Origin of the sequence: Streptomyces sp. NPDC051105, from assembly GCF_040682795.1 — a bacterium.
GTDB lineage: Bacteria > Actinomycetota > Actinomycetes > Streptomycetales > Streptomycetaceae > Streptomyces.
Genome location: NZ_JBFBBR010000007.1, coordinates 178,962 through 205,223, shown reverse-complemented (window position 1 = coordinate 205,223; position 26,262 = coordinate 178,962). Strand labels below are relative to the sequence as shown.

Sequence of the window (26,262 nt, the reverse complement as noted above, 5' to 3'; positions counted from 1 at the left end):
CTGACGGCATCGACCCGCGCGACCTGTCCGGTTCCGGCCGTCGAATGACCGCCGACAGGCCGACAAGTCCCCTTGTTCCGTGGACCCGTCATGTGTTGAGGTGGGTGGTGACGACATGATCGGAAGGGGTACGGGGTGGAGTCCACGGCCGGTGCCGGGCAGCTGCTGGCCATCAGCGACCTGCACATCTCGTACCCGGAGAACCGCGAGCTCGTCGAGAAGATGCGCCCCGAGACGGATGACGACTGGCTGATCGTGGCCGGTGACGTCGCGGAGACCGTCGCCGACATCCGGTGGGTCCTGGAGACCTTCGCCGGGCGCTTCAGCAAGGTGCTGTGGGCCCCTGGCAACCACGACCTGTGGACCCACCCCAAGGATCCGGTCACCCTGCGCGGTGTCGCCCGCTATGAGCACCTCGTCGACCTCTGCCGGGAACTCGGCGTGGTCAGCCCCGAGGACCCCTACCCCGTCTGGGAGGGCCCGGGCGGCCCGGTCGTGGTCGCACCGCTCTTCCTCCTGTACGACTACTCCTTCCTGCCGGCCGGCTGCGCCACCAAGGAGGAGGGCCTCGCCTACGCGCACCGCACCGGCATCGTCTGCAACGACGAGTACCTGCTGCACCCCGACCCCTACCCGACCCGTGAGGACTGGTGCCGGGCCCGGGTCGAGGCCACCGAGCGCCGGCTCGCCGAGCTGCCCGAGGAGCTGCCGACCGTGCTGGCGGGCCACTACCCGCTGGACCGGCACCCCACGGACGTCCTGTGGTACCCCGAGTTCGCCATGTGGTGCGGCACCACCCGCACCGCCGACTGGCACCGCCGGTTCCGCGTCGACACCATGGTCTACGGTCACCTGCACATCCCCCGGACCACCTGGCACGACGGCGTCCGCTTCGAAGAGGTCTCCGTGGGATACCCCCGCGAGTGGCGCAAGCGCTCCCAGCCCCCGGGCAAGCTGCGCCGTATTCTGCCGATGGAGGTCGGAACCGGTGATCGAGGAGCTGCTCCCGGACTCGGTGGTGGCCGTGGAGATGCTCGGTGACGAGGCGATCCGCGAAGCCCCCCTCTACCCCGAGGAGGCGGCGCTCGTCGCGCGTGCCGTGCCCAAGCGCCGCCGCGAGTTCTCCGCCGTGCGCGCCTGCGCCCGGCGCGCCATGGAGAAGCTCGGGGTCCCGCCGCAGCCCGTCGTGAGCGGCGAGCGCGGCGCACCGCGCTGGCCGGACGGGCTGGTCGGCAGCATGACCCACTGCGAGGGCTACTGCGCCGCCGCCCTGGTCCGCGCCACCGACCTGGCCTCCCTGGGCATCGACGCGGAACCGCACGCCCCGCTGCCCGAGGGCGTCGCGGAGTCCGTCCTGCTGCCCGCGGAGCAGGAACGGCTGCGCCGGCTCGTGGCCGAGCGGCCCGACGTGCACTGGGACCGCCTGCTGTTCAGCGCCAAGGAATCCGTCTACAAGGCGTGGTTCCCCCTCACCGGGAAGTGGCTGGACTTCATGGAGGCCGACATCGAGCTCGTCCCGGAGCCCGGCGAGCGGCCGCACGGCACCCTGCACGCCCGGCTCCTGGTCCCCGGCCCCCAGGTCGGCGGGGAGCGGTTGCAGGTTTTCGAGGGCCGCTGGAGCGTGGGGCACGGCATGCTGACCTCGGCCGTGATCGTGCCGCACCCCTGACAGCGCCCCTGGTCGCGCTCCGCCGGCTCAGGTGGGCGGGCACCAGTCGTGCAGGAGGCGGAAGAACGCCTCCTCGTTGCCGGTGAGTCCGGCCCGGGCCAGGGCCTCCTCGGCCTCGGCCAGCACGGCCGGTGGGACCAGGAAGGGGCGAGCGCCGTCCGGCGGTCCGTCGAAGGCCGCGCGGACGGTGTGCAGCAGCCGCAGATAGGCCTGGACGGCGGTGCGCTCACGGTCGGTCAGTACGGCGGTGGGCATGGCTCGGCTCTCCCCGTCGGTCGTCACGGTCACGCGCCCGGACGGCGCGGCCGCACCGCGTGTGCGGTGCGCACCCACCAGCTTGCCGTCCGCCACTGACAACGCCTGCCCGCTACGCCTCGGTTCGCCCGCTCAGCCGACGCGGAAGCCACCGCGCGCCCCTCCTGAGGGAACGTCTCCTCGCCCGGCCCGCAACGGAATCGGGCGGGCCCGGCTCATTTCCCCGGATAGCCCAGCGAGGCCTCGATGCGCCCCGCCACGTCGTGCCGCCGCACCGGGCCGCGCAGGGCCGAACCCGCGAGCCAGGTCCGGCACTTGCTGGCCAGCAGCAGCCCGAAGGTCTCCGCGTCCTGTTCCTCGGCCTGGTCGAAGCGGGTACGGGCGGCCACCCGCCGGACGGCGGCCTGGACCGCGGCCAGGTCGGTGACCGCACCGTAGCCCGTGCCCTCGTCGATGAGCCGTGCCGCCACCGCGACCCCCTCGACGTCATGGCCGTGGTGGTCGGCGTGCATGTGCCACAGTTCGTGGCCGAGGATCACCAACTGGTGGTCGGGAGCGGTGCGTTCCTCGACCACGACCAGGTCGCGGTCGGCCAGGTCCAGCCAGAGCCCGCTGGCCGTGCCGGGCGGGAAGACGGCAGTACGGAACAGGACCGGGCGGCCGCGCCGGCGGCTCATCGCGTCGCACAGCGCCCGGTACAGCTCCTGCGGCGGGGCGGGCGCGGGCAGGGTCAGCTCCCCGACCAGCTCGCCGCTCAGCCGGCGCATGTCCCTGTCGATGGCCATCTTCTCCCGTTCCCCCTCAGCTCACGACTCGGGCCGCTTGACGCTTTCCAGGAGCATGTCCAGCCATTCCGCGACCTTGTCCCGGTGCTGGTCGGTGGGCAGCTGGGCGGCCCGCCAGGCGATCCCGCGCACCCCGTGGTCCTGCAACAGCCGCTCCAGGGGATCCGCCGCGGCCTCGGCCGCCGCCCGCTCCCGGTCGGCCAGCTTCTGCAGCAGCTCCTGCTCGACCCGCTGGAGGGCACCGGCCAGCGCCTCGGGGTCCGCGGCGGTGAGGAATCCGGCGTGCACCCGGAAGAAGCGCTGGAGGGCGTCGCAGTGCTCCATGGTCGGCCGCCGGTCGCCGTTGAGCAGGGCGCCGGCCTGCTGCCGGGACATGCCCGCGCCGTCGGCGATCTCCTGCTGGGTGTGCTTGCGGCCGTTGGGCTTGAGGCGGGTGCGGCGCAGCAGGTCGAGGCGTTGCAGGAAGCGTTCCTGGACATCGGGTTCGCCCGCGGGCCGGCCGCTGAGCAGGACCTTGACCACGGACTCGGGGACACCGCAGGCGTGGGAGAGCCGTGCGACGTCGTAGACCTCGGCGTACGGCACGCCGAGCCGGTCGGCGAGCGCGGTGACGCGGGAGACGACGGCCGGCAGCTGGGCGGTCGCCGTGGCGCCCGGATCCTCGTAGCCATCCGTCACCGACAGAACTCCTACGTCTCTCAGGGGAATCAGGGGCTTCGCACCGGCGGTCGCCGTGCACTGCCCGGCGTGAACCCCCCGGAGATTAGCGGGTCGTTCGAACTCACATCCAGGTGTCGCCACAACTGTGGCCAATTTCGGCCGTCAACGGGCACGAAATGCCACGATAGTTGACATGCCTCTGGGTGGGGCAGCAGGATCACATCGCCGCGAGAAGGCCGCATAGGCAAGAGGGGTGACCTCCCGATGGCATATCAGGCAGGTGGGCGGCGGCCGGCGCCGCGGCCCGTCCCCGAAAGTCTTGAGGCCCAGGCATATCTCCAGGACTACGCGTTGCTGCTGGACGCGGTCCCTTTTCCGTCCCTGGTGGTGGATCACCGGTGGGACGTGGTGCTGGCCAACGGCGCGTTCGAGACACTTTTCCGGGGGGTCGGCCCCCATCCCACCGCCATGCCGGGGGACAACTTCCTCCGGTTCGTCCTGTTCCATCCGGACGCAGGCTCGGTGCTCGGCGCGCACGAATCGGGCTGGTGCCTGCCGATGCTGGCCCAGTTCAAGACCACCCTGGAGCGGTACGCCCACGACCACGAACTCCAGTCGATCCGCCGTGAGATCGCCCAGGACCCGATCATGGAGGCCGCCTTCCGGTACGGTCTGCCGCACTGGCTGCGCGCGGTCGGCGAGGAGGGCGCCCGGCTCGACGGGGCCGTCCGGCCGGTGCTGCACCCGGACCCCATGCTGGGCGCCACCGAGTGCCGGGTGGTCGGCGAGACCGCCAGCACCCTGCACGACATGGGCTACGCGCGTTACACCCTGGTGCTGCGCGCCGCCCCTCGCCCCGCCGCCCCGCGCCGTGCCCGCCGGCCCGGCGGCCTGGGCGCCCATCTGACCGTGGTCCCCACCCCCGACGCCTGACCCGGCACCGCCGGCGTTCAGGTCGCCGACGGCGCCGGGCCGGACGCCCGCACCGGCTCCGGCCCGCCACCGCCCGGACGCGGGTCCCGTCTCACGCCGGGGCCACCGCAAGGACCAGCGGCACACCCCGGCAGGGCACCAACCGCAGCGCGCCGAACGTGCCCGGCCGTCCGCTCTCCAGCACGGCCGCGAAGTCCGGCCCCTTGGTCAGTGAGCCGGCCAGGTGCGCCGGGTCCGCCGACGCCGCCACCCGGCCGCGTGCGTTGACCAGCCGGGCGGGGCCGGGCAGCGCCCGCAGCAGGGGCAGCGCGGCCGCCTCGAAGTGCCGTAGATACACGTCCGCGGCGGCCACGCCCAGGAAACGGCCCGCCCGTTCCACCGGTGCGGACAGGGTGAGGCTGTACTCGTCCGAGCAGAGGTAGTCGACGTACGGCCCGGCCACCGCCCGCCGCCCGGTGTCCCGGGGCAGCGTGAACCAGTCCCAGTGCGTGTAGTCGGAGTAGGCCGAGGTGCGCGGGTCGAGGTCGAGGAGCAGCGGCCGTACGTCCCCGCCGGCGTCGCTCTGCCACCACTCCAGCCAGGCCGGCACGTCGGCCAGCAGTCCGGGCGCGGCCACGAAACCGACACCGGAGACCAACTCCTGCCGCATCAGGCGCAGATGGAGCCCGGGGCGCAGTGCCGCGAGGTCCGCGGTCACCGGCCGGCGGCCCTCGGCGGCCACCCGGGACAGCAGCGCGGCGGTGTCGGCGCGGGTCTGCGCGACGGCGTCGAACACCGCCTCCAGGGCGCGGCCGACCCGCTCGGCCACGTACTCCTCGGTGGCGGCCGGCGCCCTGGTCACGGATGTGGAGGGGACGGTGCCGCGGCTCATGCTGCCCTCCGGTGGACGGGGGAGCGGGCGCGGCGCGGCTACAGGGTCAGCCGGAGGGCGATGAGCCGCGCCGTCGAGTCCCGCACGCACCGCTCGGCCAGCTCCCTGGCCGATGCGTCCGCCCCATCCTGCACGGCCGAGATTACGGACCGGTGACGGTCCGCCACCTCTTCACGATATTCGTCGTCGCCGAGCACAAGGCACAGCAGCGCCCCGACCTCCGTCTGGAGCGCCACCTGTTCCCGAGTGAGCCGGGCCGACTGGGCGGCGGCGGCCAGTTCCACATGGAAACGGCCGTACAGCCGGCAACGCGCCGACGTGTCCCGGGCCCTGCGCAACTCCTCGGTGGTCCGGCGGAGCTGGTCCAGGTCGTGGTCCTCGGTGCGCTGTACAGCGAGGTGCGCGGCGGTGCCGGACAGGGCCGCCCAGTGGTCGCCGAGGTCGCGCAGTTCCTCGGGGCTCCAGCCGCGCAGCCGCTCCAGCAGACGCTCCCGGCCGGGCGTGTCCGGCAGCGAGACGAAGCTGCCGCCGCCGCGGCCCCTGCGGGTGACGACCAGGCCCTGCTGGCGCAGCGCCATCAGCGCCTCCCGCAGGGTCACCGTGGACACCCCCAGCTGTCCGGCCAGCTCCGTCTCGCCGGGCAGCTGCTCGCCGTCCGCGAGCAGTCCGAGCTCGATGGCGTCGCCGATCCGGCGTACGACGGCGTCGACCCGGGCCCCGCTGTCCACCGGGGCGAAGACGGCCTTTCGGGCGCCGCCGTCCGTCTGCTGCTGTTCCACGGCCCACCACCCTATGCGTTGACCCAAGCTTTACCTCAGAAGGGTCTTGAGCTTTGAACTATGACTTCATATCTTTCCGTTCACCACGTGCAACGCAAGAGAGCACCAGAAAGGTTCCCGCCCATGGAGGCCAGCGCGATCCGGTTGCGGGATCTGCGGAAGTCGTTCGGCGAGACCACCGCCGTGGCAGGAGTCGACCTGGAGATCCGTGACGGTGAGTTCTTCTCGATGCTCGGCCCCTCGGGCTCCGGCAAGACCACCGTCCTGCGCCTGATCGCCGGCTTCGAGAGCCCCACCTCGGGAGTGGTCGAACTCGCCGGACAGGACGTCACCCGCCGTGCCCCCTTCGAACGGGACGTGCACACCGTCTTCCAGGACTACGCGCTGTTCCCGCACATGAACGTCGAGCAGAACGTCGCCTACTCCCTCAAGGTCCGCCGGATCGCCAAGGCCGAACGCCTGGTCCGCGCCCGCAAAGCCCTCGCCGAGGTCCGCCTGGACGGCTTCGGCGGCCGCCGCCCCGCCCAGCTCTCCGGCGGCCAGCGCCAGCGCGTCGCCCTCGCCCGCGCCCTCGTCGGACGCCCCCGCGTCCTGCTGCTCGACGAGCCCCTCGGTGCCCTCGACCTCAAGCTGCGCGAGCAGATGCAGCTCGAACTCAAGGCCCTGCAACGGGAGGTGGGCATCACCTTCGTCTTCGTCACCCACGACCAGGAGGAGGCCCTGACGATGAGCGACCGCGTCGCCGTCTTCCACCAGGGCCGTATCGAACAGGTCGGCACCCCCGCCGAGATCTACGAACGCCCCGCCACCGCCTTCGTCGCCTCCTTCGTCGGCACCTCCAACCTGCTCACCGGGGACACCGCCCGGCGGGTGTTCGGCGAGAGCGGCACCCACAGCATCCGGCCCGAGAAGATCCGGGTCCTCGAGGAGACCGCGGGCCCGGGCGAATCCGACCACGCCGACGCCGTCGGCACCGTCGCCGAGGTGGTCTACCTCGGCGACGCCACCCGCTTCCTGGTCGACCTGGACGGCGGCGGCCGGCTCACCGCGCTCCAGCAGAACCTCGACACCTCCGCCGAGGACGTCGCCGCCTACCGCGGCACCCGCGTCCGGCTGCGCTGGCAGCGCCGGCACACCGTCCACGTCCCCGACTGACCCGCCGTCCCTCACCTCTGGAGTACGTCGTGCGCCTCCCCCGTCCCCGCACCGCGGTCGCCGCTGCCGCGCTGCTGCTGGCCGCCACCGCCTGCGGCTCCTCCGGCTCCGGTTCTTCCACCGGGCTCAACCCGCCCGACCTCAAGCCCCTCGCCAAGCTCGGCAAGAGCGAGGGCGAGGTCAACCTGATCGCCTGGGCCGGCTATGTCGAGGACGGCTCCGACGACCCCAAGGTGGACTGGGTCAGCGACTTCGAGAAGCAGACCGGCTGCCAGGTCCACTCCAAGGTCGCCGCCAGCTCCGACGAGATGGTCAAACTGATGAAGACCGGCGAGTACGACGCCGTCTCCGCCTCCGGCGACGCCTCCCTGCGCCTGATCGCCTCCGGCGACGCGGCCCCGGTCAACACCAAGCTCGTACCGAACTACAAGGACGTCTTCAGCGGTCTGAAGAACGGCGCCTGGAACTCGGTCAAGGGCCAGATGTACGGCATCCCGCACGGCCGCGGCGCCAACCTGCTGATGTACAACACCCAGAAGGTGACCCCCGCACCCACCTCCTGGTCGGCCGTCTTCGACGACGCGGCGAAGTACCAGGGCCATGTCACCGCCTACGACTCGCCGATCTACATCGCCGACGCGGCCCTGTACCTCAAGGCCACCAAGCCGGAGTTGAAGATCAAGGACCCCTACGCGCTCGACCAGAAGCAGTTCGACGCGGCCGTCGCCCTGCTGAAGAAGCAGAACGCGGACATCGGCGAGTACTGGAGCGACTACCTCAAGGAGATCTCCGCCTTCAAGAGCGGCGACTCCGTGATCGGCACCAGCTGGCAGGTCATCGCCAACCTGGCCGCCGACGAGGGCGCCGAGGTCAAGGCCTTCGTGCCCAAGGAGGGTTCGACGGGCTGGTCCGACACCTGGATGGTCTCCGCCAAGGCCAAGCACCCCACCTGCGCCTACCAGTGGCTGAACTGGATCGTCTCCCCGAAGGTCAACGCCGAGGTCGCCGAGTACTTCGGCGAGGCCCCGGCCAACGCCAAGGCCTGCGATCTGACCAGCGACAAGAGCTTCTGCGCGACCTATCACGCGGCCGACGAGAGCTACTGGAAGAACATCGCCTTCTGGAACACGCCCATCGAGCAGTGCCTGGACGGCCGCACCGACGTCAAGTGCGTGCCGTACGCCAAGTGGGTACAGGCCTGGACCGAGATCAAGGGCTGAGCCATGACCGTGCTCACCCGGACCGCGGGGGCGCTGCACCGGCGCCCCCGGCTCCGCCTCGCCCTGCTGCTGACCGCCCCGGTGCTGTGGCTGGCCGTGCTCTATCTGGGCTCGCTGGCGGTGCTGTTCGTCTCCGCGTTCTGGACGACGGACTCCTTCACCTCCGAGGTGGTGAAGGTCTGGTCGACCGACAACTTCCACGAACTGTTCACGACACCGGTGTTCCGGCAGGTGATCCTGCGCAGCGTCGGCGTCGCCCTCGCGGTGACCGCCCTGTGCGCGGTGATCGCCTTCCCGGTCGCCTTCTACACCGCCCGGGTCGCCGAGCCGAGCCGGCGCCCGCTGCTCGTGGTCGCCATCCTCACCCCGCTGTGGGCGAGTTACCTGGTCAAGGTGTACGCCTGGCGGCTGATCCTGTCCGAGGGCGGGCTCGCCGACTGGCTGCTGAAGCCCTTCGGGCTGAGCGGGCCCGGCTTCGGACTGCCGGCCACCGTGCTCACCCTGACCTACCTGTGGCTGCCCTACATGGTCCTGCCGATCCACACCGCGCTGGAGCAGCTGCCCGACAACCTGCTGGACGCCTCCGCGGACCTCGGCGCCCGCGCCGGGCGGACCTTCCGTTCCGTGGTGCTGCCGATGGTGCTGCCGTCGGTCGCCGCGGGGTCGGTGTTCACCTTCTCACTCAGCCTCGGCGACTACATCACCGTGCAGATCGTCGGCGGCAAGACCCAGCTCATCGGCAACCTCGTCTACGCCAACATCGAACTCAACCTGCCCATGGCCGCCGCGCTCGCCACCGTCCCGGTCGTCGTCATCGTGCTGTACCTGCTCGCGATGCGCCGCACGGGCGCGCTGCGCAGCCTGTAGAGGAGCCCGCCGTGCAACTCTCCCGTTCCGCGCGGATCGCGGTGCGCGTCGCCGCCGGGTTCGGCTTCGCGGTGATCTACGTGCCGTTGCTGCTGGTCCTCGTCAACTCCCTGAACCCCGACCGCAGCGCGAGCTGGCCGCCGCCCGGCCTGACCACCCGCTGGTGGTCGGCCGCCTGGCACAGCTCCGGCGCCCGCGAGGCCCTGTGGACCTCGGTGATGGCCGGGCTCGGCGCCACCGCGATCGCCCTGGTGCTCGGCACGCTGATCGCCTTCGCGGTCGCCCGCCACCGCTTCTTCGGCCGGGACGCACTCTCCTTCGTGGTCGTCCTGCCGATCGCCCTGCCCGGCATCGTCACCGGCATCGCCCTCAACTCGGCCTTCAGCACGGTCCTTGCGCCGCTCGGGGTCGGACTCGGCCTGTTCACGGTGGTCGTCGGACACGCCACCTTCTGTGTGGTGATCGTCTTCAACAACGTCGTCGCCCGACTGCGCCGCACCTCCGGCAGCTACGAGGAAGCGGCGGCCGACCTGGGCGCGGACACCTTCCGGGCCTTCGCCGACGTCACCTTCCCGCTGGTGCGCTCGGCGCTGCTCGCGGGCGGACTGCTCGCCTTCGCGCTCTCCTTCGACGAGATCGTGGTCACCACCTTCACCGCCGGGCCGGGCGTCCAGACCCTGCCCCTGTGGATCTTCGACAACATGACCCGCCCGCAACAGGCGCCGGTGGTGAACGTGGTGGCGGCCGTGCTCGTGCTGCTGTCCGTCGTCCCGATCTACGGTGCGCAAAGGCTGTCGGCGGACACGGCGACCGCCAGCCGGGTGTAGCGGGCCCGCGTTCGGATCGTCCGGCGGAGCGGGGGCGGAGGACGACTGGGGGGCCGCGACAGTGGGCAGGACGTGGCCATGAGGAACGCGGGGGAGACGGCGACGGCCGTGCGGGCAGGCTCCGGTTGACCCGGCGGCCGCCCTGGCTCATGTCCGCCCTGCTGGCGGTCTCGGCGGTGCTGCTCGCGCTGGCCGTCGTCGTCTGGGTGCCGCGGCTGATATACCCACCGCTCTCCCAGGCGCAGTTGACCTCGGTGCCGAAGGGGGACAAGCGGATCGAGCTCCAGCAGGCTCAGTCGCAGCTCCAGAGGGATCTGCGCGGGCAGTTGCTCCAGTTCCTGGGCGGGATCGTCGTCCTCGCCGGTGCCGCCGCCGGATGGCGACAGCTCCAGATCACGCACGAGGGCCAGGTGACCGAGCGTTTCACCCGCGCCATCGACCAACTGGGGAGCGACAGCCTGGACGTGCGGGTGGGCGGCATCTACGCCCTCGAACGCGTCGCCAGGAACAGCCCGTCCGACCGTCCGACCGTCGCGTACGTGCTCGCCGGGTTCGTCCGGGAGCACGCGGCCTGGTCCGTGGGAGCCGTGGACGGGCCCGTGCACCCGACCGCCGAGGTCGATCCGCAGACGCCGTGGCTGAGCAGCAGGGCGCCGGACGTCCAGATCGCCGTACACGTGATCGGACGCAGACCCGTCCACCCGGGTGAGGCGCCCCTGTACCTGTCCCGGGTGGACCTGCGCCACTGCCGGCTCACCCGAGCGCGCCTCACGGCCGCGAACCTCCGGCACTCCAACCTGGCCTGGGCCTGGATGCCGGACGTCGACCTGAACCGCGGCCGTCTCGTCAACGCCGATCTGCGTCGGACCAACATGCGAGGAGCCCAGCTTGCCGAGGCGGATCTGCGCGAGGCACACCTCCAGCGGGCCGATCTGCGTGGAGCGAACCTGCGCGGCGCCGACCTGAGGGGAGCCAACCTCGACGGGGCGCTGCTGTCCGGAGCCGACCTCGCGGGGGTCCGCAGCGACAACAGCACGGTGTGGCCCACGCCCTGACCGGTGCCGGGCCCGAAGCCGGGCCGCCCTCCCCCGTGCAGGGCCGCGGGCCGTCCCCGGACCTCCGGGCGGCGGTGGATCCCCCCGCTACGCAAAGGGCTTGCGTATCTTGCGCTACTCTTGCGTCCATGACGCGACGACTTGCGGAAGTGGCCAAGAAGGTCGGGGTCAGCGAGGCCACGGTCAGCCGGGTGCTCAACGGCAAGCCCGGGGTCTCCGAGGCCACCCGGCAGGCGGTGCTCTCGGCCCTGGACGTCCTCGGCTACGAGCGCCCCACCCAGCTGCGCGGCGAGCGGGCCCGGCTCGTCGGTCTGGTCCTGCCCGAATTGCAGAACCCCATCTTCCCGGCCTTCGCCGAGGTCATCGGCGGCGCGCTCGCCCAGCTCGGTCTCACCCCGGTGCTGTGCACCCAGACCAAGGGCGGGGTCTCCGAGGCGGACTACGTCGAGTTGCTGCTGCAACAGCAGGTCTCGGGCGTGGTGTTCGCCGGCGGCCTGTACGCCCAGGCCGACGCGCCCCACGACCACTACCGGCTGCTCGCCGACCGCAACATCCCGGTGGTGCTGGTCAACGCCGCCATCGAGCACCTCGGCTTCCCGGCGGTGTCCTGCGACGACGCGGTGGCGGTGGAGCAGGCCTGGCGGCACCTCGCCTCCCTCGGCCATGAGCACATCGGGCTCGTCCTCGGTCCCGGCGACCACATGCCGTCGGCCCGCAAGCTGGCCGCCGCGCGCACCATGGGCGACCTCCCGGACGCGAACGTCGCCCGGGCCATGTTCTCGATCGAGGGCGGTCACGCGGCCGCCACGCGCCTCATCGACCAGGGCGTCACGGGCATCATCTGCGCCAGCGACCCCCTGGCGCTGGGGGCGATCAGGGCGGCCCGCCGCAAGGGCCTGGACGTCCCGTCCCGGATCTCCGTGGTCGGCTACGACGACTCGGCGTTCATGAACTGCACCGAGCCCCCGCTCACCACCGTCCGCCAGCCCATCGAGGCCATGGGGCGGGCCGCCGTCGAGCTGCTGAACGCTCAGATCGGCGGCACGGTGGTCCCGGCGGAGGAGTTGCTGTTCGAGCCGGAGCTGGTTGTCAGGGGGTCGACCGCGCAAGCGCCGAAAGCCTGAGCCCCAGTAGACCCCATCCGCTGTCGAATAATTACAGATTCTGCGCGACATCTTGCGCGGCGGTGCTGCCGGTGCTTGAGTGTGCGGCGCCCACCGGTCCCGGTGCGGCGCCCACTGCTCCTGTTCTGGGGGGTCCACCGATGTCCAGCACCGGGTTCCGCCGTGCTCTCGTCGCGATAGGTGTCTGTTCGTCCCTTGCGCTCTCGGCCTCGGCCTGCGGGTCGGGCGACGACGACGCGGGCAGCGGCAAGACACGTATCACCGTCAACTGCGAGCCGCCGAAGAGCGCCAAGGTCGACCGCTCGTTCTTCGACCAGGACCTCGCCGACTTCGAGAAGAAGAACCCGGACATCGACGTCGTCGCCCACGACGCGTTCCCCTGCCAGGACCCGAAGACCTTCGACGCCAAGCTGGCCGGCGGCCAGATGGAGGACGTCTTCTACACGTACTTCACCGACGCCAAGCACGTCGTCGACATCAACCAGGCCGCCGACCTCACGCCGTACCTCAAGGACCTGAAGAGCTACGACACCATCCAGAAGCAGCTGCGGGACATCTACACCGTGGACGGCAAGGTCTACGGCATCCCGCGGACCGGCTACAGCATGGGGCTGATCTACAACCGCGCGCTCTTCCAGAAGGCCGGTCTCGACCCCGACAAGCCGCCGGCGACCTGGGAAGAGGTCCGCGCCGACGCCAAGAAGATCGCCGCCCTCGGCAACGGCACCGTCGGATACGCCGACTACAGCGCGCAGAACCAGGGCGGCTGGCACTTCACCGCCGAGCTGTACTCCCAGGGCGGTGACGTCGTCTCCGCCGACGGCAAGACGGCGACCGTCGACACCCCCCAGGGCCACGCGGTCCTGCAGAACCTGCACGACATGCGCTGGACCGACAACTCGATGGGCAGCAAGCAGCTGCTGATCATCAACGACGTGCAGCAGATGATGGGTTCGGGCAAGCTCGGCATGTACCTCTCCGCGCCGGACAACATCCCGATCCTGGTCAAGGAGAAGGGCGGCAACTACAAGGACCTCGCCCTCGCCCCGATGCCCGGCGGCCAGGGCACCCTCATCGGCGGCGACGGCTACATGTTCAACAAGAAGGACACCCCGGCGCAGATCAAGGCCGGCCTCAAGTGGCTCGACTCCATGTTCCTCACCCCCGGTGACGGCTTCCTCGGCGACTACGCCCGCGCCAAGAAGAACAACGCACCCGTGGGCCTGCCCGAGCCGCGCCTGTTCACCGGCGCCGCCGACGCCAAGGACCAGCAGGTCAAGAAGGCCAACGCCAACGTCCCGGTGGAGAACTACCAGGCCTTCCTGGACGGCAACCAGTCCCTCCAGATGAAGATCGAGCCGCCCAACGCGCAGCAGATCTACTCCGTCCTCGACGGCGCCGTCTCCGCCGTCCTCACCAAGAAGGACGCCGACATCGACCAGCTCCTCAAGGATGCCAACGAGAAGATCGACGGCATCCTGGCGCGGAGCTGACCGCGATGACCAAGACGGCCGAGCGCCGACCCGCCCGGGCGGCGGTCGGCGCCCGACACGCCCCGGCGCCGCCCCCGGCAGGGGACCGGAGGCGGCGCCGGATCCTCGACCAGGCCCGGGCCTACGGCTTCCTGCTGGGCGGACTGATCTGCTTCGCCCTGTTCTCCTGGTACCCGGCGATCCGCGCGGTCGTGATCGCCTTCCAGAAGTACACGCCCGGCTCGTCCCCGGAATGGGTCGGCACCGCCAACTTCACCCGGGTCCTGCACGACCCCGAGTTCTCGGCGGCCTGGCGCAACACCCTCACCTTCACGCTGCTCGCGCTGCTGATCGGGTTCGCGATCCCGTTCGTACTCGCCCTGGTCCTCAACGAGTTGCGGCACGCGAAGGCGTTCTTCCGGGTCGTGGTCTACCTGCCGGTGATGATCCCGCCGGTGGTCAGTGCCCTGCTGTGGAAGTGGTTCTACGACCCTGGAGCCGGCCTCGCCAACGAGACCCTCAGCTTCCTGCACCTGCCCACCTCGAACTGGTCCAACGGCGCCGACACCGCGCTCGTCTCCCTGGTGATCGTGGCCACCTGGGCGAACATGGGCGGCACCGTCCTGATCTACCTGGCCGCCCTCCAGTCCATCCCCGGCGAGCTGTACGAGGCCGCCGAACTGGACGGCGCGAACCTCCTGCAACGCGTGCGTCATGTGACGATCCCCCAGACCAGGTTCGTCATCCTGATGCTGATGCTCCTTCAGATCATCGCCACCATGCAGGTGTTCACCGAACCGTTCGTCATCACGGGGGGCGGCCCGGAGAACGCCACGGTCACCGTGCTCTACCTCATCTACAAGTACGCGTTCCTCTACAACGACTTCGGCGGCGCCTGCGCCCTCAGCGTCATGCTCCTGGTGCTGCTCGGTGTCTTCTCCGCCGGCTATCTGCGGCTGACCCGCTCCGGGGAGGACGGATGAGCAGCGCCACCCGCACCCTGATCTCGCCGGCGACCCTGGCCCGCCCGCGCGGGAAGGCGGTCTACTGGACCGTCTTCACCGGAATCGTCCTGCTCTTCGCCCTCGCCTTCCTGTTCCCCGTGTACTGGATGGTGACCGGCGCGATGAAGTCCCCGGACGAGGTCGCCCAGACCCCGCCCACCATCGTCCCCAAGCACTGGCACCTCAGCGGGTACACCGACGCCTGGGACCTGATGCAGCTGCCCCAGCACCTGTGGAACACGGTGGTGCAGGCGGCCGGCGCCTGGGCCTTCCAGCTGGTGTTCTGCACGGCCGCCGCCTACGCCCTGTCGAAACTGAAGCCGGCGTTCGGCAACGTGGTCCTGGGCGGCATCCTGGCCACCCTCATGGTCCCGGCCCAGGCCCTGGTCGTACCCAAGTACCTGACCGTGGCCGACCTGCCGTTCATCCACACCAGCCTGCTGAACGACCCGCTCGGTATCTGGCTCCCGGCCGTCGCCAACGCCTTCAACCTCTATCTCCTCAAGCGGTTCTTCGACCAACTGCCGCGCGATGTGCTGGAGGCCGCCGAGATCGACGGCGCCGGCAAGCTGCGCATCCTGTGGTCGGTGGTGCTGCCCATGTCCCGCCCGGTGCTCGGGGTGGTGTCGATCTTCGCCCTGGTCGCGGTGTGGCAGGACTTCCTGTGGCCGCTGATGGTCTTCTCGGACACCGACAAGCAGCCCATCAGCGTGGCACTGGTCCAGCTGTCGCAGAACATCCAGCTCACCGTGCTCATCGCCGCGATGGTGATCGCCAGCATCCCGATGGTCGCGCTGTTCCTCGTCTTCCAGCGGCACATCATCGCCGGGATCAGCGCGGGCAGCACCAAGGGCTGACGCCCTTCCTCCGACAGAAAGGCACGCACAGTGGGACAGCCCAGCCATGCCCCGAAGGACCTCGACTGGTGGCGTTCCGCCGTCATCTACCAGGTGTACGTCCGCAGCTTCGCGGACGGCGACGGCGACGGCACCGGCGACCTCGCGGGCGTCCGCGCCAAACTGCCGTACCTCGCCGGCCTGGGCGTGGACGCCCTGTGGTTCAACCCCTGGTACCTGTCACCGCTGAAGGACGGCGGTTACGACGTCGCCGACTACCGGGCCATCGACCCGGCGTTCGGCACCCTGGCCGAGGCCGAGAAACTCATCGCCGAGGCGGCGGAGCTGGGCATCCGGACGATCGTGGACATCGTCCCCAACCACGTCTCCGACCAGCACCCCTGGTTCCGGGCGGCGTTGGCGGCCGGCCCCGGCAGCCCCGAGCGCGAGCTGTTCCACTTCCGCCCGGGGCGTGGCGAGCACGGCGAACTCCCGCCCAACGACTGGCCGTCGCAGTTCCTCGGCTCCACCGAACCGGTGTGGACCCGGCTGCCCGACGGCGACTGGTACCTGCACCTGTTCACCCCCGAACAGCCCGACCTCAACTGGGCCCACCCGGCCGTCCGCCAGGAGCACGAGGACATCCTGCGGTTCTGGTTCGAGCGGGGCGTCGCCGGCGTCCGCATCGACTCCGCCGCCCTGCTCGCCAAGGACCCGGACCTGCCCGACCTGGCCACGGACCCGCAGCCGCACCCCTTCGTCGACCGTGACGACCTGCACGACGTCTACCGCGCGTGGCGCGCGGTCGCCGACGCCTACGACGGGGTCTTCGTCGGCGAGGTCTGGCTCCCCGACGCCGAGCGCTTCGCCCGCTACCTCCGCCCCGACGAACTGCACACCGCCTTCAACTTCTCCTTCCTGTCCTGCCCCTGGGACGCCGCCCGGCTGCGGACGTCGATCGACACCACCCTCGCCGAGCACGCCCCGGTCGGCGCGCCCGCCACCTGGGTGCTGTGCAACCACGACGTGACCCGCACGGTCACCCGCTACGGCCGCGAGGACACCGCCTTCGACTTCGCGACCAAGGCCTTCGGCACCCCCACCGACCTGGAGCTGGGCACCCGCAGGGCCCGCGCGGCCGCGCTGCTGTCCCTGGCGCTGCCCGGCGCGGTGTACGTGTACCAGGGGGAGGAGCTGGGGCTGCCCGAGGCCGAGATCCCGGCGGACCGCATCCAGGACCCGATGTACTTCCGGTCGGGCGGCACCGATCCCGGCCGGGACGGCTGCCGGGTACCGATGCCCTGGGCCGCCGACCTGCCGTACGCGGGATTCGGTTCGCGTGAGGAGCCGTGGCTGCCGCAGCCGGCCGGCTGGGCCTCGTACGCGGCCGACCGCCAGCAGGACGACGCCGACTCCATGCTCAGCCTCTACCGCCGCGCCATCGCCGCCCGCCCCCTCTTCGGGGCCGGCCCGCTGACCTGGCTGCCCGCCCCCGAGGGCGTCCTCGCCTTCACCCGCGCCGAGGGAGTGATCTGCGTGGTCAACCTCGCGCCCGACCCTGCCGAACTCCCCGCCCACACCCAACTTCTGCTCACCAGCGGCCCGTTGGACGGCACGGGCCGTCTGCCGCAGGACACGGCGGCCTGGCTGATGACCTGAGCCGCCGGTTCCGCTCGCGCTATTTCCCTCCCCCCACCCCGAAGGGATCAGCAGATGCAGAGCACCACAGCCAGATCTGTCAGGAGCATGCCAGTAGTGGCGGCCGCTGTCGCCCTCGCCGCCGGCATGCTCGTCGCCGTCGCGCCCGCCGCCCACGCGGCCGCGGGCGCGAGCCTGCCCTTCACCTCGGTCGAGGCGGAGGCGGCGACCACCACCGGCAGCAGGATCGGCCCGGACTACACCCAGGGCACCCTCGCCTCCGAGGCCTCCGGCCGCCAGGCCGTGCGCCTCACCTCCGGGCAGCGCGTCGAGTTCACCGCACCCCAGGCGTCCAACGCCGTGAACCTCTCCTACAGCGTCCCCGACGGCCAGACCGGCACCCTCAACGTGTACGTCAACGGCGTCAAGCTGGCGAAGACCCTGGCCGTCACGTCGAAGTACTCCTACGTCGACACCGGCTGGATCGCCGGCGCCAAGCAGCACCACTTCTTCGACAACGCCCGGCTGCTGCTCGGCCAGAACATCCAGGCCGGCGCCAAGGTCGCCTTCGAGTCCACCGGGACCCAGGTCACCGTCGACGTCGCCGACTTCGAGCAGGTCACCGCGGCCGCCGCGCAACCCGCCGGGTCGGTCTCGGTCACCTCCAAGGGCGCCGACCCCAGCGGCAACGGCGACTCCACCCAGGCCTTCCGGGACGCCATCGCCGCCGCCCAGGGCGGCACGGTGTGGATCCCGCCGGGCGACTACAGGCTGACGTCCTCCCTGAGTGGCGTGCAGAACGTGACCCTCCAGGGCGCCGGCAACTGGTACTCGGTCGTGCACACCTCCCGGTTCATCGACCAGTCCAGCTCCGCCGGGAACGTCCACATCAACAACTTCGCGGTGATCGGCGAGGTCACCGAACGCGTCGACTCCAACCCGGACAACTTCGTCAACGGGTCGCTGGGGCCGAACAGTTCGGTCTCCGGGATGTGGATCCAGCACCTCAAGTGCGGCTTCTGGCTGACGGGCAACAACGACAACCTGGTCGTCGAGAACAACCGCATCCTCGACACCACCGCCGACGGCCTCAACCTCAACGGCACCGCCCATGGCGTCCAGGTCCGCAACAACTTCCTGCGCAACCAGGGCGACGACTCCCTCGCCATGTGGTCGCTGTACTCGCCCGACACCAACTCCAGCTTCACCAACAACACCATCTCCCAGCCGAACCTGGCCAACGGCATCGCGATCTACGGCGGCACCGACATCGCCGTGCGGAACAACCTGATCTCCGACACCAACGCACTGGGCAGCGGCATCGCCATCTCCAACCAGAAGTTCGCGGATCCCTTCTCCCCGCTCGCCGGCACCATCACGGTCGACGGCAACACGCTCGTGCGCGCCGGCGCGATCAACCCCAACTGGAACCACCCGATGGGCGCGCTGCGCGTCGACTCCTACGACAGCGCCATCAACGCCACCGTCAACATCACCAACACCACGATCACCGACAGCCCGTACAGCGCCTTCGAGTTCGTCTCCGGCGGCGGCCAGGGATACCCGGTCCGGAACGTCAACGTCACCGGCGCGACCGTGCGGAACACCGGGACGGTCGTCGTCCAGGCCGAGGCGCAGGGCGCCGCCACCTTCCGCAACGTCACCGCCACCGGCGTCGGCGTGGCCGGCGTCTACAACTGCCCCTACCCGGCGAACTCGGGCTCCTTCGCGCTCACCGACGGCGGGGGGAACTCCGGCTGGTCCAGCACCTGGTCGGACTGCTCCAGCTGGCCGCAGCCCGGCGCCGGCAACCCCGACCCGGACCCGGCCCGCAACCTCGCGAAGGGCCGCCCGGCGACCGCCACCGGCTCGCAGGACGTGTACACGCCCGGCAAGGCGGTCGACGGCGACGCCAACAGCTACTGGGAGTCCGCCAACAACGCCTTCCCGCAGTCGCTGACCGTCGACCTCGGCTCCTCCTACGCGGCCCGCCGGCTGGTGCTGAAGCTGCCGCCGTCCTCGGCCTGGGGCGCGCGCACCCAGACGATCACCGTGCTGGGCAGCACCGACGGCTCGAACTACTCGACCGTCGTGGGGTCCACCGGCTACCGGTTCGACCCGGCCACCGGCAACACCGTCACCGTCGCCCTGCCCGGCAGCACCAACCTGCGTTATCTGCGGCTGACCGTCACCGCCAACAACGCCTGGCCGGCGGCGCAGTTCAGCGAGGTGGAGGCGTATCTGACGTCGTGACCTCCGCCGCCCGGGGAGTCCCGCGTTTCGCCGCCTGGATCTGCTCGTACACATGGGTGCGCAGTTCGGCGAAGCGCGGGGCGACCCGGGTGTGCAACTGGTCGCGCTCGTCCGGCAGATCGACCTTCAGCTGTTCCTGGACGACGGTCGGCGAGGCGGACAGGACGATCACCCGCTGGCCCAGGTAGACCGCCTCGTCGATGTCGTGGGTGACGAACAGGATCGTGATCCCGCGCTCCCGCCACAGACCCCGGACCAGATCCTCCAGATCGGCCCGGGTCTGGGCGTCGACGGCGGCGAACGGCTCGTCCATCAAGAGGACCCGGGGTTCGTAGGCGAGGGCCCGGGCGATCGCGACCCGCTGCTGCATACCGCCCGAGAGCTGCCAGGGATAGGCGCCGGCGGCGTCCGTGAGGCCGACCGAGCGCAGCGCGTCGGAGACCAGCTCCCTGCGCCGCTCCCGCGTCAACCGCTTCTGCTTCAGCGGGAGTTCGACGTTGTCCGCGACCCGCATCCAGGGGAACAGGCTACGGCCGTACTCCTGGAAGACGAACGCCGTCCCGGGCGGCGGCCCGGTCACCTTCCGTCCCTCCAGCAGGACTTCGCCGCCGGTCGGGGTGAGCAGACCGCCCATGCACTTGAGCAGGGTGGTCTTGCCGCAGCCCGACGGGCCGACGAGACAGACGAGTTCGCCCGCCTCCACGGTGAAGGTGAGGTCCCGCACCGCCTCGATGCGACGGCCGGAACCGTCGTAGACCTTCCGCAGGCCGCGTACGTCGAGCATGGACCGCCCCTTCACGATGCTCACTCAGGACCGCCGGGTTGTCGCGCGCAGCCCGTGGTACCAGCCGAGCACCCGCCGCTCGACCAGTTGGAAGACCACCGACAGCGCGAAGCCGAGCAGGCCCAGCACCAGGATCCCGGTCCACATGTCGGGGATCGCGAAACCGCGCTGGAACTGCACGATGGTGAAGCCGAGCCCGTTGCTGGCCGCGGACATCTCGCTGATGACCATCAGGATGATCCCGATCGACAGCGCCTGCCGCAGGCCCGCGAAGATCCGCGGGCTCGCCGAACGCAGTACCAGCGTACGCAGCCGGGTCACGCCCGTGATGCCGTAGGAGCGGGCCGTCTCCGTCATCACCGGGTCGACCGCCCGTACCCCCTCGACCGTGTTGAGCAGGATCGGCCAGACGCAGCCGCTGACGATCACCACGATCTTCATGGTGTCGCCGATGCCCGCGAACAGCATGATGACGGGGACGAGGACGGGCGGCGGTACCGCCCGCAGGCATTCGAGCACCGGCTCGCACACCGCCCGCACCCGCCGGTACGAGCCGACGACCATGCCCAGGGCCACGCCGACGACGGCCGCCGTCGCGTACCCGGCGAGCAGCCGCAGCACACTGCGCAGCAGGTCGTCACGGAGCCGCTGACCGGTCCAGACGTCCGGGAAGGTCTTCAGGATGGTGCGCAGCGGCGGCCAGTAGACGTCCGTACTGCCGTCGGAGGCCACCCACCACAGCGCGACCAGTACGACGGGCAGGGCCAGGACGTACACCGCTCCGAGCAGCAGCCGCCTCACACCGCCACCTCCCCGCGCACCGACTGGTGCCAGGCCAGCGCCCGCCGCTCCACCGACCGGGCGCCCACGTTGATGAGCAGGCCCAGCAGCCCGGTGACCACGATCAGGGCGTACATGTCCGGCACCGCCTGCGAGGCCTGCGCCACGGCGATCTGCTGGCCCAACCCCGGTGCGCCGATGACCAGTTCGGCGGTGATGGTGAGGATCAGCGCGACCGCGGCGGCCAGCCGGACACCGGTCATCACATACGGCAGCGCGGTCGGCCACAGCACATGGCGGACCCGGGCCCAGGTGCCCAGTCCGTACGACCGCGCTGTCTCGTCGGCGACCGGGTCGACGTCCTGGACGCCGTACATCACCTGGATCAGGACCTGCCAGAAGGAGGCGTAGACGACGAGCAGCAGGACCGAGCGGAGTTCGGTGCCGTAGAGCAGGACGGCGAGGGGGATCAGGGCGACCGAGGGGATCGGGCGGAGGAACTCGACCGTGGAGGCGGTGGCCTCGCGCAGGTGCGGGACGACCGAGAGGACGACCCCCGCCACGATGCCGGCGCCGACCGCGACGGCCAGGCCCGCCGCCCAGCCGGTGAGGGTGTCGCCGAGCGCCGACCAGAAGGCCCCGTCGGCGAGTTCGGTGCCGAGGGCACGGGCGATCCGGCTGGTCGGCGGGAGGTAGTCCGCCTTGACCAGACCGAGCCGTGGCACCGCCTCGCCGAGGGCGAGGAAGGCCGCGAGCCCGGCCGCACCGAGTGCGGTGTTCAGCCCTTTCGCATCCTTCACGGCAGCAGCTTGTCCAGGTCGGGTGCCGTCCTGAAGAGGCCGTCCTGCTCGCTCAGCTTCTCCAGCGCGTCGATCGACGTACGGTTCGGGTCGGCCGGCCACTTCGGCAGGGTCACCGCGGCCAGCACGTCCGCGGGGGTCTTGGTGTAGGTGGTGACGATCTGCCGGACCTCGTCCGGGTGCGCGTCCGCGTAGGACAGCGACTCGGCCGTGGCCTCCTGGAACTTCTTCACGACGTCGGGGTTCTGCTGCGCGTACGACGTCGAGGTGAAGTACATGGCCACGGTGAGGTTCTTCGCCACGTCGACCAACGGCGAGGCGATCTCGGTGGCGCCCGCGAGCTTCATGGTGGCGAGCGCCGGTTCGACCGCCATCGCCGCGTCGATCTGCCCCTTGTCGAGCGCGGCCGGCATCTGGTCGAAGGCCAGCTCGACGAAGCTCACCTTGTCCGGGTCGCCGCCCGCCCTGCGCACCGACGCGCGGACCGCGGTCTCGTTGATGTTCTTCAGCGTGTTGACGGCGACCTTTCTGCCCTCCAGCTGCTTCGCCGAGGTGATGTCGCTGCCCTTCTTCACGACGAGTCCGCCGAAGTCCTTGCCCGCCACGCCCGTCGAGGCCACGCCGTTGGCGATCGCCTGCACCGGCACGCTGTTGGACTGGGCGATCAACAGCGAGGTCATGTTGCTGAAGCCGAACTGGAACTGACCACTCGTCACGCCCGGCACGATGGCCGCGCCGCCCTGCGCGAGCGTCATCGACAGCTTCAGGCCGCGCTTGCTGTAGAAGCCCTCCTTCTGCCCGAGGTACAGGGGGGCCACGTCCACGATGGGGATGATGCCCACTTTGACGGTGGTGGTGCCGCCCGACGAGGGCGATGTGGACGCCGAGCCCCCGGAGGAGCCGCAGGCCGCCGTGGTGAGCAGGATGGTGCCGGCCGCGAGACCGGCGAGCAGACGACGCATGGGCTCCTCCTGTGCAGACAACGGTGTTCCGACAGGGTGTGCGCTGTGCGCACAGTGGTGCTCGGATGGTGTTCAGCGGGAAGGTAGAACCGGCCGGACAACCCGGTCAATGGGTTCAGCTGACAAAATTGTTGACAGTTACCGAACGGCGCTCTCACCGTGTTCTCCGGGTCGAGCCGTCGGACCGCCGCACAGCGGCGGACCGCGACGGACCGTGACGGGACGTACCGGACCGGGAGGCGCCGATGTCGAGTGATGCCCGCGCACCGCACTTCGTGAGGTCCTTCGAGCGCGGCCTTTCCGTGCTCCGCGCCTTCGACGCCGACCATCCGGCGCGCACACTCAGCGAGGTGGCCCGCGCCTGCGACCTGCCCCGGGCCGCCGCCCGCCGCCTGCTGCTCACCCTCGTCGACCTGGGCTACGTCCACTCGGACGGCCGCCGGTTCCGCCTCACCCCGCGGGTCCTGGAAATCGGCTACGCCTACCTCTCCGGCCTCGACCTGCCGAGCCTCGCCCAACCGCATCTGGAGCAACTCGCCGCGCTGGCGGGGGAGTCGGCGTCACTCTGCGTCCTGGACGGAACCGCCGTGGTGCATGTCGCCGCGGCCCCGGCCCGGCGGGTGATGGCGGCGGCCGTCCCCGTGGGTGCGAGGTATCCGGCCCACCGGACGGCGGTGGGGGCGGTGCTGCTCGCCCACCCGCCCAAGCCCTGCTCACCCGGCCCGCCTGAAGCGGAGTCGACGCGCCGTCAGGGATTCGCCCTGCTCGAAGACGACCTGGAGGACGGCGTCAGGACACTGGCCGCCCCGGTGCGGGACCGGAGGGGCCAGGTGGTGGCCGGGGTGGTCCTGGCGGTCCACTCCGGCCGGATGTCCGCCGCCGCGGTCCGCCGCGAGCTGCTGCCGCCGCTGCTCGTGGCGGTGACGCGGATCGAGGCGGACCTGCGGATCACAGATCGAGCACCAGGCGCTTCCCTCGGCACCGCGACACACAGATGAGCATGGTCTCCCCGGCCGCCCGCTCCTCCTCGCTGAGCACCGAGTCCCGGTGGTCCGGGGTGCCTTCGAGGACATCGGTCTCACACGTCCCGCAGGTGCCCTCCGTGCAGGAGTAGAGCACCTCCACCCCGGCGGCCCGGACGGTGTCGAGCACGGAGACTCCGGGAGCGACGGTGAGGGTACGACCGCTCCGCCCGAGTACGACCTCGAAGTCGGCGTCCGTGCCCCCTTGTTGTGCCTTCGGCCGAAAGCGCTCCACCCGCAGCACGCCCGCCGGGCAGCGCTCCTCCACCGCGTCCAGCAGCGGCCCCGGACCACAGCAGTACACGAGCGTCCCGTCCGGGACGTCGTCCAGCACCGGGCCGAGGTCCAGCAGCCCGGTCGCGTCCTGCGGGGCGACGGTGACCCGCTCCCCGCCGTACCGCGCCAACTCGCCGGTGAACGCCATGGACCGCCGGGTCCGGCCGCCGTACAGCAGCGTCCACTCGGCGCCCGCGGCCTCGGCGGCGGCCAGCATCGGCAGGATCGGGGTGATGCCGATGCCGCCCGCGACGAACCGGTAGCGCGGGGCCGGCTCCAGCCGGAAGTGGTTGCGCGGACCGCGCACCCGCACCTTGTCGCCGACGCCCAGCCGCTCGTGCACGTAGGCGGATCCGCCGCGCCCCGCGGGCTCCCGCAGCACGGCGACACGCCAGCCGGCACGGTCCCCGGGATCTCCGCACAGCGAGAACTGCCGCTCCAGCCCAGGGCCGAGCACGACATCGACATGCGCCCCCGGCTCCCACTCCGGAAGGTCCTCGCCGAGGGGATGCCGAAGGGTGAGGGCGAGGACCCCGTCGGCCACCGACACCCTTTCGCCGACGACCAGTTCGGCTTCGTACAGACTCATGCGGTGCGCTCCGGGGGCTGGTGACCTTCGGGGTGGCCGAGCATCCACTCCCACATCTCGACCGGGTCCTGCGCGGTGTGCTCGGCTCCGCAGTGACAGGTGCCGTGCAGCACGTCGGTGCCCGGCAGCCAGTCGATGCGGTAGATCTCACCGGCCGGCGTGCTCACAGGACCTTCTCCACGGGCTTGTCGCCCTCCTCGACCAGCCGGGCGAGGATACGGCGGGCGGCGAGGCCGCCGGTGTCGATGTTGATGCTCAGCTCCTGGTAGCCGACGCGCTCCGAACCCAGCGTCCGCTGAAGGAGGTTGAGGGCGTCGACGTCCTGCATGACGACCGTGTGGTTGTTGCTCCGCAGGAATTCGGTGACCTCGGCGTCGTCGTTCGCCCAGTCCCGGGAGACCATCCAGAAGTCGTACACCTCGCCGTCCGAGGACGGGGTGATCGCGTAGGTGATCTCGGTGTGGAAGCCGTTCGGGTCGCTGCCGTCGGCCTCCGGCACCACACCGACCGGTGCGATCCGGCTGTGCAGCAGGTACAGACAGGGCGCGTGGTACTCGATGTCCTGCCAGCGCGTGATCCGCCCCTCGATCCCGGTCGAACGGGCGTAGAACGGCGGGCACTCGGCGTCGTCCATGTGCCGGCTGACCCGCACGATCCCGGCGCCCTCGTCGACCTCCGTGGTGATCGGCGTCTCGGCGACCTCCGGGGTGCCTATGTAGCCGCCGTGCAGATAGGTCTCGTGGGAGAGGTCGAGGAGGTTGTCGACGAGGAGGCCGTAGTCGGCGTCGATGGGCTCCATGCCCCGTACGGTCGTCCAGCCGGGGGCGTCGAGGTGCCGGGCCCGCGGGATGGTGTCCGCGTCGGCGAGCCCGGGGTCGCCGATCCACACCCACACCAGGGAGTCCTGCTCGACCACCGGGTAGGAGGCGACCCGGGCGGTGCGCGGGACGCGTTTCTGCCCCGGCACGTACACGCACGCGCCGGTCCGGTCGTAGGTGAACCCGTGGTACCCGCAGACGATCCGGTCACCGTCGAGCCCGCTCTCCGACAGCGGGTAACGCCGGTGCACACAACGGTCGTTGAGGGCGACCGGACTGCCGTCCTCCGCGGTGCGGTAGAACACGAGCGGTTCCCCGAGAACCGTACGCCCGAGCAACTCCCGGCCGACCTCGTGACTGTAGGCGGCGACGTACCACTGGTTCCTGGCGAACGCGGTCGTGTGAGGCATCTGGGTCCCGTCCCTGTCGGCGGGGCGCCGTCGCCCCGCGTGCCGTGGTGGGAATCAGGGTCATGAGGCTTGTGCCGGCTCGGCAAGGCGGCTTCTGCCAGGCGGAAGGGCTTCTGAGCACGCTTCCCGTTTCTGCACCGCAATACCCCTACCGGCGTATGGGTTGTTCCGCCCGGTCCGACAGTTCGCCTCGCTGCCCATCAGCGCGGGTCACGCCTACGGGCACATCCGCCGCGCGCTGGAGCTGTTCGACGCCCTGCGGGTGGGGTTCGGGAAGATTTCTGTGCCCGCCGCGGCGCGTCCTGCCCGCCGACCCGGTCGCCGTCGCCGTCGAGGACGGCCATCCCCTCGACTCGCACAGCGGCCTGGGCCTGACGGCGTTCTACTACGCGCTCGCCCTGGGGGGACGAGAGGCGCG

Annotated in this window: 27 protein-coding genes; 15 read left to right on the top strand and 12 right to left on the bottom strand. The window is 70.9% G+C overall.

The genetic code is table 11. The annotated features are described in order from the left end of the window. Positions 1–135: 135 nt before the first annotated feature. Positions 136–1,041 carry a metallophosphoesterase gene (locus AB0N16_RS19580; protein ID WP_365798254.1) on the top strand — a complete coding sequence of 302 codons (906 nt, stop codon included), beginning with the start codon at positions 136–138 and terminating at the stop codon, positions 1,039–1,041. After that, a complete protein-coding gene (locus AB0N16_RS19575) occupies positions 989–1,669 on the top strand; it encodes a 4'-phosphopantetheinyl transferase superfamily protein (protein WP_365798252.1) in 681 nt (226 codons plus the stop codon). The genes AB0N16_RS19580 and AB0N16_RS19575 overlap by 53 nt, the downstream gene beginning before the upstream one ends. Positions 1,670–1,696: 27 nt before the next feature. Here AB0N16_RS19575 and AB0N16_RS19570 read toward each other — a convergent pair whose 3' ends face one another. The 3 genes from AB0N16_RS19570 to AB0N16_RS19560 form a co-directional block, all read right to left on the bottom strand. Further along, the gene (locus AB0N16_RS19570) at positions 1,697–1,924 is read right to left on the bottom strand and encodes a hypothetical protein (RefSeq protein ID WP_362573241.1); all 228 of its coding nucleotides are present in this window, start codon (positions 1,922–1,924) and stop codon (positions 1,697–1,699) included. Positions 1,925–2,139: 215 nt separating this feature from the next. Beyond that, complete coding sequence (locus tag AB0N16_RS19565) at positions 2,140–2,691, bottom strand: toxin-antitoxin system, toxin component (RefSeq protein ID WP_365798565.1); 552 nt, start codon at positions 2,689–2,691, stop codon at positions 2,140–2,142. 39 nt (positions 2,692–2,730) lie between these two features. Then, a complete protein-coding gene (locus AB0N16_RS19560; protein ID WP_365798250.1) occupies positions 2,731–3,387 on the bottom strand; it encodes a helix-turn-helix transcriptional regulator in 657 nt (218 codons plus the stop codon). 246 nt (positions 3,388–3,633) lie between these two features. On the opposite strand from AB0N16_RS19560, the gene AB0N16_RS19555 reads away from it, so the two are divergent. After that, positions 3,634–4,302 carry a hypothetical protein gene (locus AB0N16_RS19555; protein ID WP_365798248.1) on the top strand — a complete coding sequence of 223 codons (669 nt, stop codon included), beginning with the start codon at positions 3,634–3,636 and terminating at the stop codon, positions 4,300–4,302. Between the two features lie 91 nt (positions 4,303–4,393). Here AB0N16_RS19555 and AB0N16_RS19550 read toward each other — a convergent pair whose 3' ends face one another. Continuing rightward, positions 4,394–5,173 (bottom strand): hypothetical protein, encoded by a 780-nt coding sequence (locus tag AB0N16_RS19550; RefSeq protein ID WP_365798246.1) that lies wholly within the window; start codon positions 5,171–5,173, stop codon positions 4,394–4,396. Positions 5,174–5,211: 38 nt separating this feature from the next. Continuing rightward, a complete protein-coding gene (locus AB0N16_RS19545; protein WP_365798244.1) occupies positions 5,212–5,952 on the bottom strand; it encodes a GntR family transcriptional regulator in 741 nt (246 codons plus the stop codon). Positions 5,953–6,075: 123 nt separating this feature from the next. Between AB0N16_RS19545 and AB0N16_RS19540 the strand changes: the two genes are divergently transcribed. The 11 genes from AB0N16_RS19540 to AB0N16_RS19490 all read left to right on the top strand — a co-directional run bounded on the left by AB0N16_RS19540 (position 6,076) and on the right by AB0N16_RS19490 (position 19,403). Continuing rightward, positions 6,076–7,107 carry an ABC transporter ATP-binding protein gene (locus AB0N16_RS19540; RefSeq protein WP_365798242.1) on the top strand — a complete coding sequence of 344 codons (1,032 nt, stop codon included), beginning with the start codon at positions 6,076–6,078 and terminating at the stop codon, positions 7,105–7,107. Between the two features lie 29 nt (positions 7,108–7,136). Next, positions 7,137–8,327 carry an ABC transporter substrate-binding protein gene (locus tag AB0N16_RS19535; protein ID WP_365798240.1) on the top strand — a complete coding sequence of 397 codons (1,191 nt, stop codon included), beginning with the start codon at positions 7,137–7,139 and terminating at the stop codon, positions 8,325–8,327. Positions 8,328–8,330: 3 nt separating this feature from the next. Beyond that, on the top strand, positions 8,331–9,194 hold the full coding sequence (locus AB0N16_RS19530; protein ID WP_365798238.1) for an ABC transporter permease: 864 nt from the start codon (positions 8,331–8,333) through the stop codon (positions 9,192–9,194). Positions 9,195–9,205: 11 nt separating this feature from the next. Further along, on the top strand, positions 9,206–10,021 hold the full coding sequence (locus AB0N16_RS19525) for an ABC transporter permease (protein WP_365798236.1): 816 nt from the start codon (positions 9,206–9,208) through the stop codon (positions 10,019–10,021). Between the two features lie 149 nt (positions 10,022–10,170). Beyond that, entirely contained in the window at positions 10,171–11,076 is a 906-nt protein-coding gene (locus AB0N16_RS19520; RefSeq protein WP_365798234.1) for a pentapeptide repeat-containing protein, read from the top strand. A gap of 128 nt (positions 11,077–11,204) precedes the next feature. Further along, complete coding sequence (locus AB0N16_RS19515; RefSeq protein WP_365798232.1) at positions 11,205–12,200, top strand: LacI family DNA-binding transcriptional regulator; 996 nt, start codon at positions 11,205–11,207, stop codon at positions 12,198–12,200. A gap of 140 nt (positions 12,201–12,340) precedes the next feature. Continuing rightward, complete coding sequence (locus tag AB0N16_RS19510; RefSeq protein WP_365798230.1) at positions 12,341–13,693, top strand: extracellular solute-binding protein; 1,353 nt, start codon at positions 12,341–12,343, stop codon at positions 13,691–13,693. 5 nt (positions 13,694–13,698) lie between these two features. Further along, positions 13,699–14,655 (top strand): sugar ABC transporter permease, encoded by a 957-nt coding sequence (locus AB0N16_RS19505; RefSeq protein ID WP_365798229.1) that lies wholly within the window; start codon positions 13,699–13,701, stop codon positions 14,653–14,655. After that, a complete protein-coding gene (locus AB0N16_RS19500) occupies positions 14,652–15,533 on the top strand; it encodes a carbohydrate ABC transporter permease (protein WP_365798227.1) in 882 nt (293 codons plus the stop codon). The genes AB0N16_RS19505 and AB0N16_RS19500 overlap by 4 nt, the downstream gene beginning before the upstream one ends. Positions 15,534–15,563: 30 nt before the next feature. After that, a complete protein-coding gene (locus tag AB0N16_RS19495) occupies positions 15,564–17,171 on the top strand; it encodes an alpha-amylase family glycosyl hydrolase (RefSeq protein WP_365798225.1) in 1,608 nt (535 codons plus the stop codon). Between the two features lie 54 nt (positions 17,172–17,225). Beyond that, positions 17,226–19,403: a discoidin domain-containing protein gene (locus tag AB0N16_RS19490; RefSeq protein WP_365798223.1), complete on the top strand. Its 2,178-nt coding sequence runs from the start codon at positions 17,226–17,228 to the stop codon at positions 19,401–19,403. On the opposite strand, the gene AB0N16_RS19485 is transcribed toward AB0N16_RS19490, so the two are convergent. The 4 genes from AB0N16_RS19485 to AB0N16_RS19470 are packed head-to-tail and all read right to left on the bottom strand — an operon-like array spanning position 19,372 to position 22,729. After that, entirely contained in the window at positions 19,372–20,187 is an 816-nt protein-coding gene (locus AB0N16_RS19485; RefSeq protein ID WP_365798221.1) for an ABC transporter ATP-binding protein, read from the bottom strand. The two genes, AB0N16_RS19490 and AB0N16_RS19485, sit on opposite strands and share 32 nt — an antisense overlap. A 24-nt stretch (positions 20,188–20,211) precedes the next feature. Beyond that, positions 20,212–20,988: an ABC transporter permease gene (locus AB0N16_RS19480; RefSeq protein WP_365798219.1), complete on the bottom strand. Its 777-nt coding sequence runs from the start codon at positions 20,986–20,988 to the stop codon at positions 20,212–20,214. After that, positions 20,985–21,767: an ABC transporter permease gene (locus AB0N16_RS19475; protein ID WP_365798217.1), complete on the bottom strand. Its 783-nt coding sequence runs from the start codon at positions 21,765–21,767 to the stop codon at positions 20,985–20,987. Before AB0N16_RS19475 ends, AB0N16_RS19480 begins: the two co-directional genes overlap by 4 nt. Continuing rightward, on the bottom strand, positions 21,764–22,729 hold the full coding sequence (locus tag AB0N16_RS19470; protein WP_365798215.1) for an ABC transporter substrate-binding protein: 966 nt from the start codon (positions 22,727–22,729) through the stop codon (positions 21,764–21,766). Before AB0N16_RS19470 ends, AB0N16_RS19475 begins: the two co-directional genes overlap by 4 nt. A 245-nt stretch (positions 22,730–22,974) precedes the next feature. Here AB0N16_RS19470 and AB0N16_RS19465 point away from each other — a divergent pair, with 245 nt between their 5' ends. Continuing rightward, on the top strand, positions 22,975–23,727 hold the full coding sequence (locus AB0N16_RS19465; RefSeq protein WP_365798214.1) for a helix-turn-helix domain-containing protein: 753 nt from the start codon (positions 22,975–22,977) through the stop codon (positions 23,725–23,727). Here the strand turns inward: AB0N16_RS19465 and AB0N16_RS19460 are convergent. Genes AB0N16_RS19460 through AB0N16_RS19450 form a run of 3 tightly spaced genes read right to left on the bottom strand, consistent with a single transcriptional unit; the run spans position 23,678 to position 25,844 of the window. Next, on the bottom strand, positions 23,678–24,616 hold the full coding sequence (locus tag AB0N16_RS19460) for a PDR/VanB family oxidoreductase (protein ID WP_365798212.1): 939 nt from the start codon (positions 24,614–24,616) through the stop codon (positions 23,678–23,680). The genes AB0N16_RS19465 and AB0N16_RS19460 overlap by 50 nt on opposite strands. Further along, complete coding sequence (locus tag AB0N16_RS19455) at positions 24,613–24,783, bottom strand: hypothetical protein (protein ID WP_365798210.1); 171 nt, start codon at positions 24,781–24,783, stop codon at positions 24,613–24,615. The genes AB0N16_RS19460 and AB0N16_RS19455 overlap by 4 nt, the downstream gene beginning before the upstream one ends. Beyond that, complete coding sequence (locus AB0N16_RS19450) at positions 24,780–25,844, bottom strand: aromatic ring-hydroxylating dioxygenase subunit alpha (protein WP_365798208.1); 1,065 nt, start codon at positions 25,842–25,844, stop codon at positions 24,780–24,782. Before AB0N16_RS19450 ends, AB0N16_RS19455 begins: the two co-directional genes overlap by 4 nt. Positions 25,845–26,262: the final 418 nt, after the last annotated feature.